Here is a 17,926-nt window from a genome sequence, read left to right as displayed (position 1 = left end):
TGGCGTCTGGGGGAGGTCAGAGCTGGCCGAGTTCGCCGACCGAGGTGACCCGGACGATCGCCCGGCCCTCCTCGTCGGAGGCCGCGAGGTCGACCTCGGCGCTGATGCCCCAGCCATGGTCGCCGTTGGGGTCGGCGAAGGTCTGGCGGACGCGCCACAGGCCGTGCGCCGGGTCCTCCTCGATCTGGAGGAGCTTGGGGCCGCGGGCGTCGGGGCCGGTGCCCAGGTCGTCGTACTCGTCCCAGTACCCGTCCATGGCCTCGCCCCAGGCGTCGGCGTCCCAGCCGGACTCGGCGTCGAGTTCGCCCAGCACGTTGACGTGGTCCAGCGCGGCCAGCTCCACCCGCCGGAACATGGCGTTGCGGACGAGGACGCGGAAGGCGCGGGCGTTCGCGGTGACCGGCTTGACCTGGTCGGCCTTCTCCTGCGCCTGCTCCGCCGTCTCCACCTCCGGGTTCGCCAGCTGCTCCCATTCGTCGAGCAGGCTGGAGTCGACCTGGCGGACCAGCTCGCCCAGCCAGGCGATGAGGTCCTGGAGGTCCTCGGACTTGAGGTCGTCGGGGATGGTGTGGTCCAGCGCCTTGAACGCGCCCGCCAGGTAGCGCAGCACGATGCCCTCGGTGCGGGCGAGCTCGTAATAGGAGGTGAACTCGGTGAAGGTCATCGCGCGTTCGTACATGTCACGGATGATCGACTTCGGGGAGACCGGGTGGTCGCGCACCCACGGGTGGCTCTTGGCGTACACGTCGTAGGCGTGGAAGAGCAGCTCTTCGAGGGGCTTGGGATAGGTGACGTCCTGGAGCCGCTCCATCCGCTCCTCGTACTCGATCCCGTCGGCCTTCATCGCGCCCACGGCCATGCCGCGTTCCTTGTTCTGCTGGGCGGCCAGGATCTGGCGCGGGTCGTCCAGCGTGGACTCGACGACCGAGACCATGTCCAGCGCGTAGGAGGGGGACTCCGGGTCCAGCAGGTCGAAGGAGGCCAGCGCGAAGGTGGACAGCGGCTGGTTGAGCGCGAAGTCCTGCTGGAGGTCGACGGTGAGCCGGATGGTGCGGCCCTCGGCGTCGGGGGTGTCCAGCTTCTCGACGACCCCGCCGTCCAGCAGCGAGCGGTAGATCGCGATGGCCCGGCGGATGTGCCGCAGCTGGGCTTTGCGCGGCTCGTGGTTGTCCTCGAGGAGGTGACGCATCGCCTTGAAGGCATCGCCCGGCCGGGCGATGACCGACAGGAGCATGATGTTGGTGACCTTGAAGCGCGAGGTCAGCGCCTCCGGGTCGGCGGCGATGAGCTTCTCGAAGGTAATGTCCGACCAGGCCACAAAGCCCTCGGGAGCCTTCTTGCGGACCACCTTGCGGCGCTTCTTCGGGTCGTCGCCCGCCTTCGCGAGGGCCTTCTCGTTCTCGATGACGTGCTCGGGCGCCTGGGCCACCACGTAGCCCGCCGTGTCGAAGCCGGCCCGGCCGGCGCGGCCGGCGATCTGGTGGAACTCGCGGGCGCGCAGGGTGCGGACCCGGCTGCCGTCGTACTTGGTGAGCGCGGTGAACAGCACCGTGCGGATGGGGACGTTGACGCCGACGCCGAGGGTGTCGGTGCCGCAGATGACCTTCAGCAGACCGGCCTGGGCCAGCTTCTCCACCAGACGCCGGTACTTGGGCAGCATGCCCGCGTGGTGCACGCCGATGCCGTGGCGGACGTAGCGGGAGAGGTTCTGGCCGAACTTGGTGGTGAAGCGGAAGTTGCCGATCAGGTCGGCGATCTTGTCCTTCTCCTCGCGGGTGCACATGTTGATGCTCATGAGCGACTGCGCCCGCTCGACCGCCTGGGCCTGCGTGAAGTGCACGATGTAGACCGGCGCCTGCCGGGTCTCGAGCAGCTCGGTGATGGTGTCGGTGATCGGCGTGGTGACGTACTCGTACGACAGCGGGACGGGCCTGGTCGCGGAGCGGACCATCGTGGTCGGCCGGCCGGTGCGCCGGGTCAGGTCCTCCTCGAACCGCTTCATGTCGCCGAGGGTCGCCGACATCAGGATGAACTGCGCCTGAGGAAGTTCGAGCAGCGGAATCTGCCAGGCCCACCCGCGGTCCGGCTCCGCGTAGAAGTGGAACTCGTCCATCACGACCTGGCCGATGTCGGCGTACTTGCCGTCGCGAAGGGCGATGGAAGCCAGCACCTCGGCGGTGCAGCAGATCACCGGGGCGTCGGCGTTCACGGAGGCGTCGCCGGTGAGCATGCCGACGTTCTCGGTGCCGAAGAGCTTGCACAGGTCGAAGAACTTCTCCGACACGAGCGCCTTGATCGGGGCGGTGTAGAAGGTGACCTTGTCCTGGGCCAGGGCGGTGAAGTGCGCGCCCGCCGCGACCAGGCTCTTGCCGGAGCCGGTCGGGGTGGACAAGATCACGTTCGCCCCGGAGACGACCTCGATCAGTGCCTCCTCCTGAGCCGGGTACAGGGTGATGCCCTGGTCCTCCGCCCACGAGGAGAAAGCCTCGAAGAGGGCGTCGGGGTCGGCGTTCGGCGGGAGCTGATCAATGAGGGTCACACCCCCCATCTTGCCTGGCTTCCCCCCGGATGAGGGAACCGGCGGCCGGAAGGAAGATCATCGACGGTACGCTGTGCCGTCGATGCGGCCCGAACGAATCCGTCACCAGGGCCCGACCAGCACATGACCGGGGTGGGGAACGACCATGATGGGGCCCGCGCACTCTCTGTCCGGGGCGGCAGCCTGGCTGGGGGTCGGCGCGGCGACAGCGGCAGCCGGGCGTCCGATGCCCTGGCCCGTTCTCGTCGTCGGCGCACTGATCTGTGCCGGCGCGGCTCTCGCCCCCGACCTCGACCACAAGTCGGCGACGATCTCGCGCGCCTTCGGCCCGCTCTCCAAGGGCCTGTGCGAGGTGGTCGACAAGATCTCGTACTCCGTCTACAAGGCCACCCGGGCCCCGCGCGACGCCCGCCGCAGCGGCGGCCACCGCACTTTGACGCACACCTGGCTCTGGGCCGTCCTGATCGGCGCCGGATCCTCCGCCCTCGCCGTCACCGCCGACCGCTGGGGTGTGCTCGCCCTGCTCTTCGTCCACCTGGTCCTTGCCGTCGAAGGCCTGCTGTGGCGGGCCGCACGGATGTCCAGTGACGTCCTGGTCTGGCTGCTGGGCGCCACCAGCGCCTGGATACTGGCCGGCGTGCTCGACCAGCCCGGAAACGGCGCCGACTGGCTGTTCACCGGGCCCGGCCAGGAGTACCTCTGGCTCGGCCTGCCGATCCTGCTGGGCGCCCTGGTCCACGACATCGGCGACGCCCTGACCGTCTCGGGCTGTCCGATCCTGTGGCCCCTGCCCATCGCCGGCAAGCGCTGGTACCCGATCGGCCCCCCGAAGGTGATGCGCTTCCGGGCCGGCAGCTGGGTGGAGCTCAAGGTCCTGATGCCGGTGTTCATGCTGCTCTCGGGCGTGGGCGGCGCGGCGGCCCTCGGCCTCATCTAGTGCGGTGACCTGAAAGGTTCACCGCACTAGAGGCTCTGGAGACCGTCCGCCAGAGGTCGTCTACCCAGCCCCGTCCCGTACGGACATCATGTGAGCCGACGAGCCGTCAGAGCCGTCGGCTCGCATGACGTCCGGGGGGACCTATGGGGAAGCCAGGCAGCGCCATCGGCGCGAGCGTGGCGGGGACCCTCCCCGTCCCGCCCGCCGTCGCGTCACCGGCCCGGGCGGCGGCTCGGGACACCGGAGCAGGCTGCGAGCCGGCCAGCCGGGTACGGAAATCACTGACCGGCCCGGACGGCGACGACCCGTGCACCCGGGCCGGGTGAACGCGACCGGCCCGCTCGGCGTACTGGCCGGGCACCGCCGTGCACGCCGTACCGCCGCCCGCCGAAGCCACCGCGCGCAGCGCGGCGGTGTGGTCGGCACGGCCACCACGTACAGCCCGCCGGAAGGAGCCCCGCGGCCCGGTGCGCGCCCTGCCCGGCCTCACCGCCGCCGGCAGGACCGGCGGAGCGCTCGGCCCGACACAGACCAGGGGGAGTCGTGAACAGGAACAAGGACGGCAAGACGCACACGAACAACGGAGACCGCCGCCCGCGCACCCGGGCAGTCCTCGTGATCGCCACGGCGCTCGCGACGCTGGTGGTGGCCCCGGCCGCGCATGCGGCCGACGGGGACGCCGCGGCCAGGCGCTGCCGGCCGGGCGTCCAGGTGCTGGAGTCGCTGCCGGGCCCCGGGGAGGTTTCGTGGACCCCGACCACCGAGGTGAAGGGGCTCGGCCCGCTGAACCTCTCCGTCGGCCGTTCCCAGAACAGGCCCGCCTACTGGCTCGGCACCGCCGTGCACGCCGTCCCGCTGCCGGCGGGCTACACGGCGGGCAGCGTGGCGGCGGTGAATCGTTTCGGCGTGATGGTCGGCGGACTGACGGGCCCCGGCAAGCCGTCGATCTCCTTCCGCTACTTCCCGGGCCTCAAGGCCGTCACCGTGCTGCCCGGCGGCGAGCAGGCCTCCGACATCAACGACAAGGGGCACATCGTCGGCCGGCGCCGCGATCCGGGCACGGGCAGGACGACCGGCATCGAATGGTCGGGCACCACGATCCGCAGGGAACTGGCCCTTCCGCCGCAGGTCGTCGGACTGGCCGAGGTCACGGGCATCAACAACGCGGGCCGGATCGTCGGGCGCGGCACCGGGGTGGTCGACGACAGCTGGTACGAGACGGGACTGCTGTGGCCCGCGGATCCGGCGGCGCCCGCACAGGAACTCCAGCCGTTCTACCCCGGTGACACCTACAGCACCTACCTTCCGCAGGACATCGACGAGAAGGGACGCATCTTTGGCACCTACGAGTACTCGCACCTGATCACCTCCTTCGGGGTCACCTGGCAGGCGCCCTACACGGAGATGACCTACGTCCCCAACCTCGGGGACCGCACCCGGGGCAGCTTCGAGGACGTCAGCCCCACCACCGGCGTGAGCGTCGGCACCGCGTCCGACTCGACCATGGTCGGTCCCTTCCCGCCGGAGACCGCGCCGCCGACCCAGGCCACCCTGTGGAGGGGCAGCGGCCCGACCCTGGCGCTGCCCCGGCTCGCCGACACCGGGAACGCGGGTGCGTTCACCGTCTCGGACGACGACCGGGTGGGCGGATACGCGGTCGACTCCGGCAACGTCCTGCACCCCGTCGTCTGGACGTGCGCGTCGAAGCAGGCCTACCTGCCGCCGTCGGCCCCGTAGCCGTCCGCACGCACCAGGGCCCGGCACCCCGCAGGGGGTACCGGGCCCTCGGTACGCCGGCCGGCAGACGGCAGCCCGCCGCTCAGCCCGCCGCTCAGCCGTGCCAGGACCGCCACAGCGCCGCGTACGCGCCGTCGGCCGCGACCAGGTCCTCGTGCGAGCCCAGTTCGCTGATCCGGCCGCTCTCGACCACCGCGATCACGTCCGCGTCGTGCGCGGTGTGCAGCCGGTGGGCGATCGCGATGACGGTACGGCCGTCCAGCACCCGGGCCAGCGAGCGCTCCAAGTGCCGGGCCGCACGCGGGTCCAGCAGCGAGGTCGCCTCGTCCAGCACCAGCGTGTGCGGGTCCGCCAGCACCAGCCGCGCCAGCGCGACCTGCTGCGCCTGCGCCGGGGTCAGCGCCGTGCTGCCGGAGCCGACCTCGGTGTCCAGACCGGACTCCAGGGCCCGGGCCCAGCCGTCGGCGTCCACCGCGCCCAGCGCCGCCCACAGTTCGCCGTCCTCGGCGCCGCTCCGTGCGAGGCGCAGGTTGTCCCGCAGCGAGCCCACGAAGACGTGGTGCTCCTGGTTGACCAGCGCCACGTGCTCGCGCACCCGCTCGGCCGGCATCTGCGACAGCCGCGCCCCTCCGAGGGTGATCTCGCCGGTCCGCGGCGCGTAGATGCCCGCGAGCAGCCGCCCCAGCGTGGACTTGCCCGCGCCCGAGGGCCCGACCAGCGCCATCCGGGTGCCCGGCGGCACGGACATCGACACCTGGTGCAGGACGTCCACGCCCTCCCGGTAGCCGAAGCGGACCTCGTCCGCCCGTACGTCCCGGCCCTCCGGCGCGACCTTCGCGTCCCCCGCGTCCGGCTCGATCTCCCGTACGCCCACCAGCCGGGCCAGCGAGACCTGGGCGATCTGCAGTTCGTCGTACCAGCGCAGGATCAGGCCGATCGGGTCGACCATCATCTGCGCGAGCAGTGCGCCCGTGGTCAGTTGACCGACTGACATCCAGCCCCGCAGCACGCAGTAGCCGCCGATCATCAGCACGGAGCCGAGGATCGTCACATAGGTGACGTTGACGACGGGGAAGAGCACGGTCCGCAGGAACAGCGTGTACCGCTCCCAGGCCGTCCACTCCTTGATCCGCCGCTCCGACAGCTCGATCCGGCGCGAGCCGAGCCGGTGCGCCTCGATCGTGCGGCCCGCGTCCACCGTCTCGGTGAGCGCCGCCGCGACCGCCGCGTACCCGGCCGCCTCGGAGCGGTACGCCGACGGCGCCCGCCTGAAGTACCAGCGGCAGCCGATCACCAGCACCGGCAGGGCCACCAGCGAGGCCAGCGCCAGCGGCGGCGCGGTCACCGCGAGCGCCCCGAAGAGCAGCGCCGCCCACACCACGCCGATGGCCAGCTGCGGCACGGCCTCGCGCATCGCATTGGCCAGCCGGTCGATGTCGGTGGTGATCCGCGACAGCAGGTCCCCGGTGCCCGCGCGCTCCAGCACACCCGGAGGCAGGCCGACCGAACGCACCAGGAAGTCCTCGCGCAGGTCGGCGAGCATCTCCTCGCCGAGCATCGCCCCGCGCAGCCGGACGAGGCGGACGAACAGCGTCTGGACGACGAGCGCCAGCGCGAACAGCAGCGCCACCCGCCCCAGATGGAGCTCGCGCGCCCCCGCCGCGAGCTCGTCCACGACCCGGCCCAGCAGGTACGGGCCGACCATGGAGGCGATCACCGCGACCGTGTTGACCGTCACCAGCACCACGAAGGCCCGCCGGTGGCGGCGCAGCAGGCCGCGCACATAGTCCCGTACGGTCGCCGACGTGCCCACAGGCAGGGTCGCGGCCGTGTCGGGTGCCGCCGGATCGTGATCCGGCGGCGCGATGCCGATCATGCGGACTCCTCGATCTCGGTGAGTGCTTCTTCCATCCGCGCCAGCCGCTGTTCCGCGTCGGTCTCGCGGGTGACCACCGCCCGGTAGCGCGGTTCGCCCTGCAGCAGTTCGCGGTGCGTTCCGGTCGCCACGGCGGCACCCTCGTGGACGAGGACGACCCGGTCGGCGCGGTCCAGCAGCAGCGGCGAGGACGCCAATACCACCGTCGTGCGCCCGGCGCGCAGGGCCGCGATGCCGTCCGCGATCCGCGCCTCGGTGTGCGAGTCGACCGCCGAGGTCGGCTCGTCGAGCACCAGCACCTCCGGGTCGGTCACCAGGGACCGGGCCAGCGCGAGCCGCTGGCGCTGCCCGCCGGACAGCGACCGGCCGCGCTCGGTGATCCGCGCGTCCATCGGGTCCGCCACCCCGTCCGGGGCGGACTGCAGCAGCGCGTCCAGCACGTCCGCACACTGGGCGGCGTCCAGGGCGGCCCCCGGGCCGACCGCTCCGGACGCCGGTACGTCGAACAGCTCGCGCAGCGTCCCGGACAGCAACACCGGGTCCTTGTCCTGTACGAGGACCAGCGTGCGCGCGGTGTCCAGCGCGAGCTCGTCCAGCGCGACTCCGCCCAGCAGCACCGGGGCACCGCTGCCGGCCTCGTCGGCCGCGTCGTCGACCGGGTGGCCGCCGAGGCGTTCGGCGAGCCGCCCCGCCAGGTCCGGGTCCCCGCACACCACGGCGGTGAACACGCCCGCCGGAGCCAGCAGCCCGGTCCCCGGGTCGTACAGGTCGCCGCCCGGAGCGGGCGCGTCCGGCACCACGATGGCCCGCGGCTCGGCGCCCCTCGGCTTCCCGTCCTCCGGCTTCCCGTTCTTCGGCTTCCCGTCCTGCGGTTCCGCGGCATCCGCCGCCGTACGCGTCAGCGACAGCACCCGGGCGGCCCGCTTCGCGGAGGGACGGGAGAAGGAGTAGGCCATGGCGATCTCCTCGAAGTGCCGAAGCGGGTAGAGCAGGGTCGCCACCGCGCTGAACGCCGCGACCAGTTCACCCACCTCGATGCGCCCGTCCACGACCAGCGCGGCGCCGTACCAGACGACGGTGATCAGCAGCGCGCCCGGCAGGAGCACCTGGATCGCGGAGATCAGCGCCCACATCCGGGCACTGCGCACGGCGGCCTTGCGGACCTCCTGCGAGGCCTCGCGGTAGCGGCTGAGGAACAGTTCCTCGCCGCCGATGCCGCGCAGGACCCGAAGTCCCGCGACGGTGTCGGAGGCCAGCTCCGTGGCCTTGCCGGCCTTCTCCCGCTGGAAGTCCGCGCGTTTGGTGGCGCGCGGCAGCAGCGGCAGCGCGGCCAGGGCGACCACGGGCACGCCGATCGCCACGACCACGCCGAGCGCCGGGGCGTAGAAGAGCAGGCCCACGCAGACGAGGACGACGGCGAAGGCGGCGGCCAGGAAACGGGAGACGGCCTCGACGAACCAGCCGATCTTCTCCACGTCGCCGGTGGACACGGCGACCACCTCGCCCGCGGCGACCCGCCGGGTCAGGGCGGAGCCCAATTCGGCGGTCTTGCGCGCGAGCAACTGCTGCACGCGCGCGGCGGCCGTGATCCAGTTGGTGACGGCGGTGCGGTGGAGCATGGCGTCACCGACCGAGATGGCCACGCCCAGCAGGACCAAGAGGCCGCCGACGAGCAGCAGCCGGCCGGAATCGCGGTCGACGACCGCGTCGACGCCCAGGCCCACCGCGTACGGCAGTCCGGCGACGCCGGAGAAGTGCAGCAGCCCCCAGCACAGGCTTTTGGCCTGTCCGCCGAGTTGGCCGAGGCCCAGCCACACCAGGAAACGAGGGCCGGAGCGAGCGTCGGGTACCCCTGGGTCCGGATACGGAAGATCGCTGATCTGCATGACGCCCCATGACTGGTCGAGTGGTTCAAACCGTGCAAGGTTCGCCTTCCGGACCGGCCTCGGGCAATCGATTTTCCGTGGTGCGGAAGCACTCCCGGACGGTCACGGGCGGGTGGCGCGTTCCAGTTCGAGCAGGACCGAGTAGTAGCTGCGCCCGGTGGCCCGGTCCATGCCGATCTCGCACATCCGGTTCGCCGACAGGTGCGCGTCGAACTGCCGCGCCGTCACCTCCGCCGCCTCGCGGGCCGTCGCGGAGGCGGTGAGCTCCGGGTGCAGCATGCCGCGGTCGCCCGCGAAGGCGCAGCAGCCCGCATCGTCCGGAACCACCACCTCCCGCGCGCAGGCCCCGGCCACCGCCCGCAGGTGCGCCTCGTCGTCCAAGTGCCGCATCGAGCAGGTGGGATGGAGCACGGCCGAGCCGACCGTGCGCCGGATCTCCAGGTGCGGCAGCAACTCCTGCGCCGCCCAGACGACCGAGTCGACGATGTGCAGGTCCGCGTGGAGCGCCCGGTTGTCCGCGGTCAGGTAGGGGATCACCTCGTGCGCGAGGCCCAGCGTGCAGGACGAGGCGTCGACCACCAACGGAAGCCGCCCGCCCGCCGTCCAGCCCCAGGCGGCCGCCACGATCCGGTTCGCCATCACCCGGTTCCCGGCGTCGTACCCCTTGGAGTGCCAGATGGTCGCGCAGCAGGTCCCTGTGACGTCCCGGGGGATCCACACGGGCTTCCCGGCGCGCTCGGAGACCGCCACCAGAGCCTGCGGCAGGGAGGGGCCGGGCTGCCCGTCGGGGCCGGCGAAGATCCGGTTGACGCAGGCCGGGTAGTACACGGCCGAGGCGCCGACCCGCCGGGTCGCGGGCAGTTTCCGGGCCGCGGCGCCGGGGATCTGCGGCAGCCACCGCGGAATCAGGTCGGGTCGTACGGCCTTGCGCGCGGCCCCCGTCACCGCTTCGAGCAACCGGTCCCCGACCAGGTCGGTGATCTTGTCGGCGGCGGCCACGGCCAGCCGGGCGGAGGCCTCGACGGTACGAAAACGCCGCGCGGCCAGCTCGGCGGCGCGCTCCTCGCGCGGGCCGTACCGGCGGTGGCGGAAGTCCTTCATCAGCGCGCCCGTGTCGATGCCGACCGGGCAGGCGAGCTTGCAGGTGGAATCGCCCGCGCAGGTGTCCACGGCGTCGTACCCGTAGGCGTCGAGCAGGCCGTCGAGCACGGGGGAGCCGGGCCGCTGGCGCATCATCTCGCGGCGCAGCACGATCCGTTGCCGGGGCGTGGTCGTAAGGTCCTCGCTGGGGCAGGTCGGTTCGCAGAAGCCGCACTCGATGCACGGGTCGGCGACGGCCTCGACCCGCGGGATGGTCTTCAGGCCGCGCAGGTGCGCCCGCGGATCGCGGTCGAGCAGGATCCGCGGGGCGAGCACCCCGTCCGGGTCGACGACCCGCTTGGTGCGCCACATCAGCTCGGTGGCCTTGGGGCCCCACTCCAGTTCCAGGAAGGGAGCCATGTTGCGGCCGGTGGAGTGCTCGGCCTTCAGGGAACCGTCGAACCGCTCCACGGTGAGCCGGCAGAAGGCGTCCATGAAGGCGGCGTACCGCTCGACGTCGGCGGGCTCGGCGGCGTCGAAGGCGAGCAGGAAGTGCAGGTTTCCGTGGGCCGCGTGACCGGCGACGGCCGCGTCGAAGCCATGCTGCGCCTGGAGTTCGAGGAGCGCTTCGCAGGCCTCGGCGAGCCGGGACGGGGGCACCGCGAAGTCCTCGGTGATCAGGGTGGTGCCGGGGGCCCGGGCGCCGCCGACGGCGGTCACGAAGGCCTTGCGGGCCTTCCAGTAGCCGGAGATGGTCCTCGCGTCCCGGGTGAAGGCGTTGGTCACCGAGGCCACGGGCGCGACCAGTTCCAGCCCGGCGAGGACCTCGGCCGCGCGCCGTTCGTACGCGGCGCGGCCCGCCTCGTCCGGGGCCCGGAACTCCACCAGCAGCGCGGTGGTGTCCTTGGGCAGCCCGGCCCAGTCGGCGGGCACGCCGGCGACGCTGACCGAGGCGCGCAGGGTGTTGCCGTCCATCAGCTCGACGGCGAGGGCGCCCGCCTCGGTGAAGAGGGGGACGGCGGCGGCCGCGGCGGGCAGCGAGGGGAAGAACAGCAGCGCGCTGGTGAGTTCGCGGTCCAGCGGGAGGGTGTCGAAGACGACCTCGGCGATGAAGCCGAGGGTGCCCTCCGAACCGACCATCAGCCCGCGCAGGATCTCCACGGGGGTGTTGCCGTCGAGATAGGCGTCCAGGCGGTAGCCGGTGGTGTTCTTGATCTCGTACTTGGCGCGGATCCGGGCCACCAGCCCGGGGTCGGCCTCGATCTCCCTCTTGATGTCCATCAGCCCGTGGCACAGCGCCGGTTCGGCGCGGGCCAGCTCCTCGTCGGCCAGCGGGTCCGCGGTGTCCACGACGGTGCCGCCGGGCAGCACGAAGGTGAGGGAGGAGAGCGTGCGGTACGAGTTGCGCGTGGTACCGGCGGTCATGCCGGAGGCGTTGTTCGCGACGACCCCGCCGAGGGTGCAGGCGATGGCGCTGGCCGGGTCGGGACCGAGGATCCGGCCGTACCGGGCGAGCGCGGCATTGGCCCGCAGGACGGTGGTGCCCGGCTGGATCCGCGCCCGCCGGCCCTCCTCCAGCACTTCGACGCCGGCCCAGTGGCGGCGTACGTCGACCAGGACGTCCTCGCCCTGGGCCTGGCCGTTGAGGGAGGTCCCGGCGGCGCGGAAGACGACCTCGCGCTGCCTGCCGTGCGCGTACGAGAGGACCGCGGAGACGTCGTCGATGTCCTCGGCGATCACGACGACCTGCGGTACGAATCGGTACGGGGAGGCGTCCGAGGCGTAGCGGACCAGGTCGGAGACCTTCCACAGCACCTTCTCCGCGCCCAGCAGCTCGCTCAGCTCGGTGCGCAGCGGCTCCGGGGTGCCGGTGGCCCGCCGCTCGGGCACCCGGTCGGGGGCGGGGCCGCCGATGGTCCGCGGGCGCAGGGTCCCGGGCTTCGGCTCCAGCAGCGGCATGTGCGACCCCTCGCCTCACTCGTTCGGCCCAGCCCCGGGTCACGAGACGGGGGCCGGTGCGTGCGTTCTCAGCAGCGCCGCTCCGCCGGGGCGTCCGCGAGCGCGTTGAGCAGACCGCCGAGCACTTCGCGCTGACCGGCGGTCAACGGAGCCAGGATCTCCTCTGCCGCGTCGGTTCGCGCGTTGCGCAGCCGCCGCAGCGTGGCGCGGCCGGTGTCGGTGAGCTCGATCCGTATGACGCGCCGGTTCGCCGGGTCGGGCGCACGGCGGACGCACTCGGCCGCCTCCAGGCCGTCGACCAGCGTGGTCACGGCGCGGGGCACGACTTCCAGGCGGGCGGCGAGGTCCGCCATCCGGGGCGGCTCGGCGCTGTCGTAGTGCGAGACGAGGCGCAGCAGCCGGGACTGGGCGGGGGTGATTCCGAGCGGCTCGAGATGGCGTTTCTGGATGCGATGGAGCCGCCGGGTCAGGCGCAGCAGCTGCTCGGCCAGGACGCCGTCTGTGGTGTCGGTCTCGGAAGCGGTGCTCATACTGGGAACACTATCAGGACCAGATTCATTGTGAGTATAGGTAACAATGAGCTATGCTCATGCGAGTCTCGTCAGAAGGAGGCCCATGCGCCCCAAAGAACCCGAGTGGACCCCATCGAAAGAAGCCCTCGACCCCAGCCGCCCGGCCCCGGCGGAGCAGCCCCGTGAGCTGCGCCGCATCGTCGGCCTCTTCCGGCCGTACCGCGGCCGTCTGGCCGTCGTCGGCATGCTCGTCGGCGCCTCCTCGCTGGTCGGCGTCGCCTCGCCGTTCCTGCTCAAGGAGATCCTCGACGTCGCGATCCCGCAGGGGCGCACCGGGCTGCTCAGCCTGCTCGCCCTCGGCATGATCCTCACGGCCGTCGTCACCAGTGTCTTCGGCGTGCTCCAGACCCTGATCTCCACCACGGTCGGCCAGCGCGTCATGCACGACCTGCGCACCGGCGTCTACGCCCAGCTCCAGCGGATGCCGCTGGCCTTCTTCACCCGCACCCGCACCGGCGAGGTGCAGTCCCGCATAGCCAACGACATCGGCGGCATGCAGGCGACCGTCACCTCGACGGCGACCTCGCTCGTGTCGAACCTGACGGCCGTGATCGCCTCCGTCGTCGCGATGCTCGCCCTCGACTGGCGGCTCACGCTCGTCTCGCTCCTCCTGCTCCCCGTCTTCGTGTGGATCAGCCGCCGGGTGGGCCGCGAGCGCAAGAAGATCACCACGCAGCGCCAGAAGCAGATGGCCGCCATGGCGGCGACGGTCACGGAGTCCCTGTCGGTCAGCGGCATCCTGCTCGGCCGCACCATGGGCCGCGCCGACTCGCTCACCGCGTCCTTCGCCGAGGAGTCCGAGAAGCTCGTCGGCCTCGAGGTCCGCTCCAGCATGGCCGGGCGCTGGCGGATGTCCACCATCGGCATCGTCATGGCCGCCATGCCCGCGCTCATCTACTGGGCTGCCGGCATAGCCCTCCAGTCCGGTGCCCCCTCGCTCTCCGTCGGCACCCTCGTCGCCTTCGTGACCCTCCAGCAGGGCCTGTTCAGGCCCGCCGTGAGCCTGCTGTCGACCGGGGTCCAGATCCAGACGTCGCTCGCGCTGTTCGCCCGCATCTTCGAGTACCTCGACCTGCCGGTGGACATCACCGAGCGCGAGGACCCGGTCCAACTGGGCCGCGCCAAGGGCGAGGTCCGGCTGGAAGACGTGGACTTCGCGTACGACGCCCAGCACGGGCCCACCCTGAAGGGCCTCGACATCACCGTCCCGGCCGGCGGCTCCCTCGCCGTGGTCGGCCCCACCGGATCCGGCAAGAGCACCCTGAGCTACCTCGTGCCCCGGCTGTACGACGTGACCGGCGGACGGGTCACCCTCGACGGGGTGGACGTGCGCGACCTGGACTTCGACTCGCTGGCCCGCTCCATCGGAGTGGTTTCCCAGGAGACCTACCTCTTCCACGCCTCCGTCGCCGACAACCTTCGCTTCGCCAAGCCGGACGCGACCGACGAGGAGATAGCCGAAGCGGCCCGCGCCGCCCAGATCCACGAACACATCGAGTCGCTGCCCGACGGGTACGACACGCTGGTCGGCGAGCGCGGCTACCGCTTCTCCGGCGGCGAGAAGCAGCGCCTCGCGATCGCCCGCACCATCCTGCGCGACCCGCCGGTGCTGATCCTCGACGAGGCCACCAGCGCCCTGGACACCCGCACCGAGCATGCCGTCCAGCGTGCCATCGACAATCTCTCCGCCGGCCGCACCACCATCACCATCGCGCACCGCCTCTCCACCGTGCGCGATGCGGACCAGATCGTGGTCCTCGACAAGGGCCGCATCGCCGAGAGCGGTACGCACGAGGAACTGCTGGAGGCGGACGGCCGCTACGCCGCCCTGGTCCGGCGGGACCGCGAGGCCGAGCAGAAGCCGGAGCCGGTGTCGAAGCCGGAGCCGGTGTCCGTGTCGCAGTCTGCCGCGCACGCCGGGGAGGCTGAGCCGGTTCCCGTGAACGTGTGATCTGATCGTATGACCGGCACACGGGTCGGATGCCGGAAATATGACACTTCGCGGGTTAGCGTGCCCGTATGCGTCACGAGTACCGGCCGCCGTCGCCGCGCCGCTCCAGGCTCACCCGCCGGGGCCGGCTGGCGCTGTTCCTCGGCATACTGCTCGCGATCGGGGCGGGAGTCCTGATCTCGATGCCTTCGGGCGAGGAAGCGCCGGAGAAGCCGCGCCTGTTGCTGATTCCCGAGGGCTGGCGGGCTCCGCAGGTGTACACCGCGATCGACCGCGAGCTGAAGCTCCCGGCCGGCTCCACGAAGGCGGCGGTCGCCACGGCCGCACTGGACCTGCCAGCCGAGGCGAAGGGCAACCCGGAGGGGTACCTCTTCCCGGCCACCTATCCGGTGACTTCGACGAGCACGCCCGCCACCGTCCTGCGGTACATGGTGCAGACGGCCCGTCAGAAGCTCGCCACCAAAGCCGTCGCCGACGGCGGCAAGGCGCACGGGATGACCCCGTATCAGACGGCCACGCTCGCCAGCATCATCGAGGCGGAGGCGGACACCCGATCCGACATGGGCAAGGTCGCCCGCGTGGTGCACAACCGGCTGGCCAAGTCGATGCCGCTCCAGATGGACTCCACCATCAACTACGCGCTGAACCGCTCCACGGTGGACACCAAGCTGAGCGAGACCCGGATCGACAGCCCGTTCAACACCTACGAGCGCCAGGGCCTGCCGCCCACGCCGATCGACAGCCCCGGCCTGGAGGCCATGGCGGCGGCGGTCGCCCCGACGCCCGGCGACTGGCTTTTCTTCGTCACCGTGAAGGCGGGCGACACCCGCTTCTCGGCCACGTACGAGGAACACAAGAAACACGTCGCGGAGTTCAACCGGAACCGCGCCGCGGCCGGTCGCGCCCGGGCGGGCACGCCCGCGGACGCCACCTGAAGTCAGCGCACGGGCACGGCGGTGGCGGGCGACGGCCGGGGCGCCAGGAGCCGGCGGATGGCCCGGGTGGCGGCGGCGCCGGCGCGGTTGGCGCCGACGGTGGAGGCCGACGGGCCGTAGCCGACCAGGTGGACGCGTGCGTCGCGGACCGCGCGGGTGCCCTCGACCCTGATGCCGCCGCCCGGTTCGCGCAGGCGCAGCGGGGCCAGGTGGTCGATGGCCGCGCGGAAACCGGTGGCCCACAGGATCACGTCCGCCTCCACGCGCCGCCCGTCGGCCCAGCCGGCGCCCGTGGCGGTGAGGTGGTCGAACATCGGCCGCCGCTCCAGCACCCCCGACTCCAGCCCGCCGCGGACCGCCTCGTTCAGCGGCAGCCCGGTCACGCTGACCACGCTCTGCGGCGGCAGCCCGCGCCGTACCCGCTCCTCCACCATGGCCACCGCCGCGCGGCCCTCGGCCTCGCCGAAGCCGCCGTCGCGGAACACCGGGGGCCGCCGGGTGACCCAGGTGGTCTCCGCCGCCACCTCGGCGATCTCCAGCAGGTGCTGCACCGCCGAGGTGCCCCCGCCGACGACGATGACGCGCGCCCCGGCGAACTCCTGCGGCCCCGGGTAGTTCGCGGTGTGCAGTTGGCGGCCGCGGAAGAGTTCCTGCCCCGGGTAGCGCGGCCAGAACGGCCGGTCCCAGGTCCCGGTGGCGTTGACCAGGGCCCGCGCCGACCAGGCACCGGCCGAGGACTCCACCAGCAGCCGCCCGTCGGTGCCCTCGCGTACGGCCGTGACGTCCACGGGCCGCCGTACGCGCAGGCCGAACCGCTCCTCGTACGCCGCGAAGTACGCGCCGATCACCTCCGAGGACGGTCGCAGCGGATCGGCGCCGGTGAGCTCCATCCCGGGCAGGGCGTGCATGCCGTGGACCTTGCCGTAGGTGAGCGAGGGCCAGCGGAACTGCCAGGCCCCGCCCGGGCGGGGCGAGTGGTCCAGGACCACGTGGCCGATCCCCGCCCGCGCCAGGTGGTAGGCGCTGGACAGGCCCGCCTGCCCGGCGCCGATGACCACCACGTCCACGTCCACCGCGTCCACCGCAAATTCGTTCACGGTTCTACTAACTCGCGGCGACCACGGGATCTTCCCGGCGGGGTCAGGCGGCGCGGTGTTCGCCGAGCCACTCGTAGGCGGTGTCCGCGCTGAACTCGGGCTGCCCGCCCCGGAACAGCAGGCCCGCCGTCGCGAAGGCGGGGTCGTCGGCGGTGGCCGACACGTACGGGACGGCCAGGCAGCCCATGCCGGCGGCGCGGGCGGCCTGCGCGCCGGGGGCCGCGTCCTCGATGACCACGCAATCGGCGGGGTCCGCGCCCAGGCGCCGCGCCGCCTCCAGGAAGACGTCCGGGGCGGGCTTCCCGTGCGCCACCTCCTCGGCGGAGACCACCGTGGTCAGCAGCGAGTCCAGCCCGGTGCCGGCCAGTACGGCGTCGATCGCCTCGCGGGAGGAGCCGGAGGCCACCGCCATCGGGGTCCCGTCACAGTGCAGCCGCTCCACGAACTTGCGCATCTCGGGGAAGGCCTCGGTCTCGGCGCGGGCCAGCTCCAGGTAGGCGGCGTTCTGCTCGGCGAGGAGCTGCTCCACCGGGGCCTGGATCGCGTACCGGTCCCTGAGGATCTCCAGGGTCTCCAGGGTTCCGATGCCGATGTAGCGGGAGTGCTGCTCCCACGTGAAATCGGGGACCCCGTGCCGCTCCAAGGTGCGGCGGCCCGACTCGTAGTAGTTCGGCTCGCTGTCCACGAGGGTGCCGTCGAGATCGAATATGACGGAAATCATCCGTTGCGCCCGTCCTGCCGGTCGTGTGCGTGTCCCGACCATCTTGTCAGGATTTGTCCGCCGCTCGTCCCACCGCTTCGACCAGCGGCAGCAGCCGGTGCGGGACCCGCTCGCGCAGCGCGACCTCGGTCCGCGTGCGGACCACGCCCGGGAGCCGGATCAGCCGCTGGATGACGTCCTCCAGGTGCGCGTTGTCCCGCGCCGCCACCCGGGTCAGCAGATCCCCGCCACCGGTGATCGAAAAGGCCTCGATGATCTCGGGCACGGCGGCCAGGGCGTCGCCGACCTCGTCCAGGTGACCCTGGGTGACCTCGATGTGCACGAAGGCCAGTACCGGATGTCCCAGCGCGGCAGGGGAGAGCACCGGCCCCGTCCCGGTGATCACCCCGGTGCGCTCCAGCCGGTCCAGCCGGGCCTGAAGGGTGCCGCGCGCCACGCCGAGGAGGCGGGCGTACTCGCGCACGCTGGTGCGCGGCTGCTCGATCAGCAGGCGCAGGATCCGGGTGTCGAGCTCGTCCACGGCCATGCCGCGACTGTACCAATGGCCCCCTTGCGGGCCGGATCACCGCCGCCGTGGCCCGCCGACGCGGCCGCTTCGGAGCCGGAGGGGGCTGCGATGGGCCGATCGGGGGACCC

At 72.3% G+C, this 17,926-nt stretch carries 12 protein-coding genes; 4 read left to right on the top strand and 8 right to left on the bottom strand.

The annotated features are described in order from the left end of the window. Positions 1-16 precede the first annotated feature (16 nt). Positions 17-2,539 (bottom strand): DEAD/DEAH box helicase, encoded by a 2,523-nt coding sequence (locus ACFWBF_RS05135; RefSeq protein WP_385595396.1) that lies wholly within the window; start codon positions 2,537-2,539, stop codon positions 17-19. A gap of 145 nt (positions 2,540-2,684) precedes the next feature. Here ACFWBF_RS05135 and ACFWBF_RS05130 point away from each other — a divergent pair, with 145 nt between their 5' ends. Next, positions 2,685-3,476: a metal-dependent hydrolase gene (locus tag ACFWBF_RS05130; RefSeq protein ID WP_385595393.1), complete on the top strand. Its 792-nt coding sequence runs from the start codon at positions 2,685-2,687 to the stop codon at positions 3,474-3,476. Positions 3,477-4,019: 543 nt separating this feature from the next. Further along, positions 4,020-5,213 carry a hypothetical protein gene (locus ACFWBF_RS05125; RefSeq protein ID WP_385595390.1) on the top strand — a complete coding sequence of 398 codons (1,194 nt, stop codon included), beginning with the start codon at positions 4,020-4,022 and terminating at the stop codon, positions 5,211-5,213. Positions 5,214-5,307: 94 nt separating this feature from the next. Here the strand turns inward: ACFWBF_RS05125 and ACFWBF_RS05120 are convergent, their stop codons facing one another. The 4 genes from ACFWBF_RS05120 to ACFWBF_RS05105 form a co-directional block, all read right to left on the bottom strand. Beyond that, positions 5,308-7,089 (bottom strand): ABC transporter ATP-binding protein, encoded by a 1,782-nt coding sequence (locus ACFWBF_RS05120; RefSeq protein WP_385595387.1) that lies wholly within the window; start codon positions 7,087-7,089, stop codon positions 5,308-5,310. After that, positions 7,086-8,975 carry an ABC transporter transmembrane domain-containing protein gene (locus tag ACFWBF_RS05115; protein ID WP_385595384.1) on the bottom strand — a complete coding sequence of 630 codons (1,890 nt, stop codon included), beginning with the start codon at positions 8,973-8,975 and terminating at the stop codon, positions 7,086-7,088. The genes ACFWBF_RS05120 and ACFWBF_RS05115 overlap by 4 nt, the downstream gene beginning before the upstream one ends. 102 nt (positions 8,976-9,077) lie before the next feature. Continuing rightward, entirely contained in the window at positions 9,078-12,014 is a 2,937-nt protein-coding gene (locus ACFWBF_RS05110; protein ID WP_385595381.1) for an FAD-binding and (Fe-S)-binding domain-containing protein, read from the bottom strand. Positions 12,015-12,082: 68 nt separating this feature from the next. Then, positions 12,083-12,544, bottom strand: a complete 462-nt coding sequence (locus tag ACFWBF_RS05105; RefSeq protein WP_385595378.1) for a MarR family winged helix-turn-helix transcriptional regulator — start codon at positions 12,542-12,544, stop codon at positions 12,083-12,085. A gap of 85 nt (positions 12,545-12,629) precedes the next feature. On the opposite strand from ACFWBF_RS05105, the gene ACFWBF_RS05100 reads away from it, so the two are divergent. Continuing rightward, entirely contained in the window at positions 12,630-14,537 is a 1,908-nt protein-coding gene (locus tag ACFWBF_RS05100) for an ABC transporter ATP-binding protein (RefSeq protein WP_385595376.1), read from the top strand. Positions 14,538-14,605: 68 nt separating this feature from the next. Continuing rightward, positions 14,606-15,472 carry an endolytic transglycosylase MltG gene (gene mltG / locus ACFWBF_RS05095; protein ID WP_385595373.1) on the top strand — a complete coding sequence of 289 codons (867 nt, stop codon included), beginning with the start codon at positions 14,606-14,608 and terminating at the stop codon, positions 15,470-15,472. A gap of 2 nt (positions 15,473-15,474) precedes the next feature. Here mltG and ACFWBF_RS05090 read toward each other — a convergent pair whose 3' ends face one another. Genes ACFWBF_RS05090 through ACFWBF_RS05080 form a run of 3 tightly spaced genes read right to left on the bottom strand, consistent with a single transcriptional unit; the run spans position 15,475 to position 17,816 of the window. Next, complete coding sequence (locus tag ACFWBF_RS05090; protein ID WP_385595370.1) at positions 15,475-16,569, bottom strand: FAD-dependent oxidoreductase; 1,095 nt, start codon at positions 16,567-16,569, stop codon at positions 15,475-15,477. Positions 16,570-16,612: 43 nt separating this feature from the next. After that, positions 16,613-17,290, bottom strand: a complete 678-nt coding sequence (locus ACFWBF_RS05085) for an HAD family hydrolase (protein ID WP_385595367.1) — start codon at positions 17,288-17,290, stop codon at positions 16,613-16,615. A 46-nt stretch (positions 17,291-17,336) separates the two neighbouring features. Further along, a complete protein-coding gene (locus tag ACFWBF_RS05080; protein WP_385595364.1) occupies positions 17,337-17,816 on the bottom strand; it encodes an Lrp/AsnC family transcriptional regulator in 480 nt (159 codons plus the stop codon). Between the last annotated feature and the right edge of the window lie 110 nt (positions 17,817-17,926).

The organism is Streptomyces sp. NPDC060028 (genome assembly GCF_042736725.1).
Taxonomy (GTDB): domain Bacteria; phylum Actinomycetota; class Actinomycetes; order Streptomycetales; family Streptomycetaceae; genus Streptomyces.
This window is presented reverse-complemented; position numbering and strand designations above follow the sequence as displayed.

Bases quoted from the DNA above. Each gene is read 5' to 3' on its own strand.
- mltG (WP_385595373.1), top strand. From the start codon at position 14,606: ATGCGTCACGAGTACCGGCCGCCGTCGCCGCGCCGCTCCAGGCTCACC.
- ACFWBF_RS05080 (WP_385595364.1), bottom strand. From the start codon at position 17,816: ATGGCCGTGGACGAGCTCGACACCCGGATCCTGCGCCTGCTGATCGAG.
- ACFWBF_RS05120 (WP_385595387.1), bottom strand. From the start codon at position 7,089: ATGATCGGCATCGCGCCGCCGGATCACGATCCGGCGGCACCCGACACG.
- ACFWBF_RS05130 (WP_385595393.1), top strand. From the start codon at position 2,685: ATGATGGGGCCCGCGCACTCTCTGTCCGGGGCGGCAGCCTGGCTGGGG.
- ACFWBF_RS05100 (WP_385595376.1), top strand. From the start codon at position 12,630: ATGCGCCCCAAAGAACCCGAGTGGACCCCATCGAAAGAAGCCCTCGAC.
- ACFWBF_RS05085 (WP_385595367.1), bottom strand. From the start codon at position 17,290: ATGATTTCCGTCATATTCGATCTCGACGGCACCCTCGTGGACAGCGAG.
- ACFWBF_RS05110 (WP_385595381.1), bottom strand. From the start codon at position 12,014: ATGCCGCTGCTGGAGCCGAAGCCCGGGACCCTGCGCCCGCGGACCATC.
- ACFWBF_RS05115 (WP_385595384.1), bottom strand. From the start codon at position 8,975: ATGCAGATCAGCGATCTTCCGTATCCGGACCCAGGGGTACCCGACGCT.
- ACFWBF_RS05105 (WP_385595378.1), bottom strand. From the start codon at position 12,544: ATGAGCACCGCTTCCGAGACCGACACCACAGACGGCGTCCTGGCCGAG.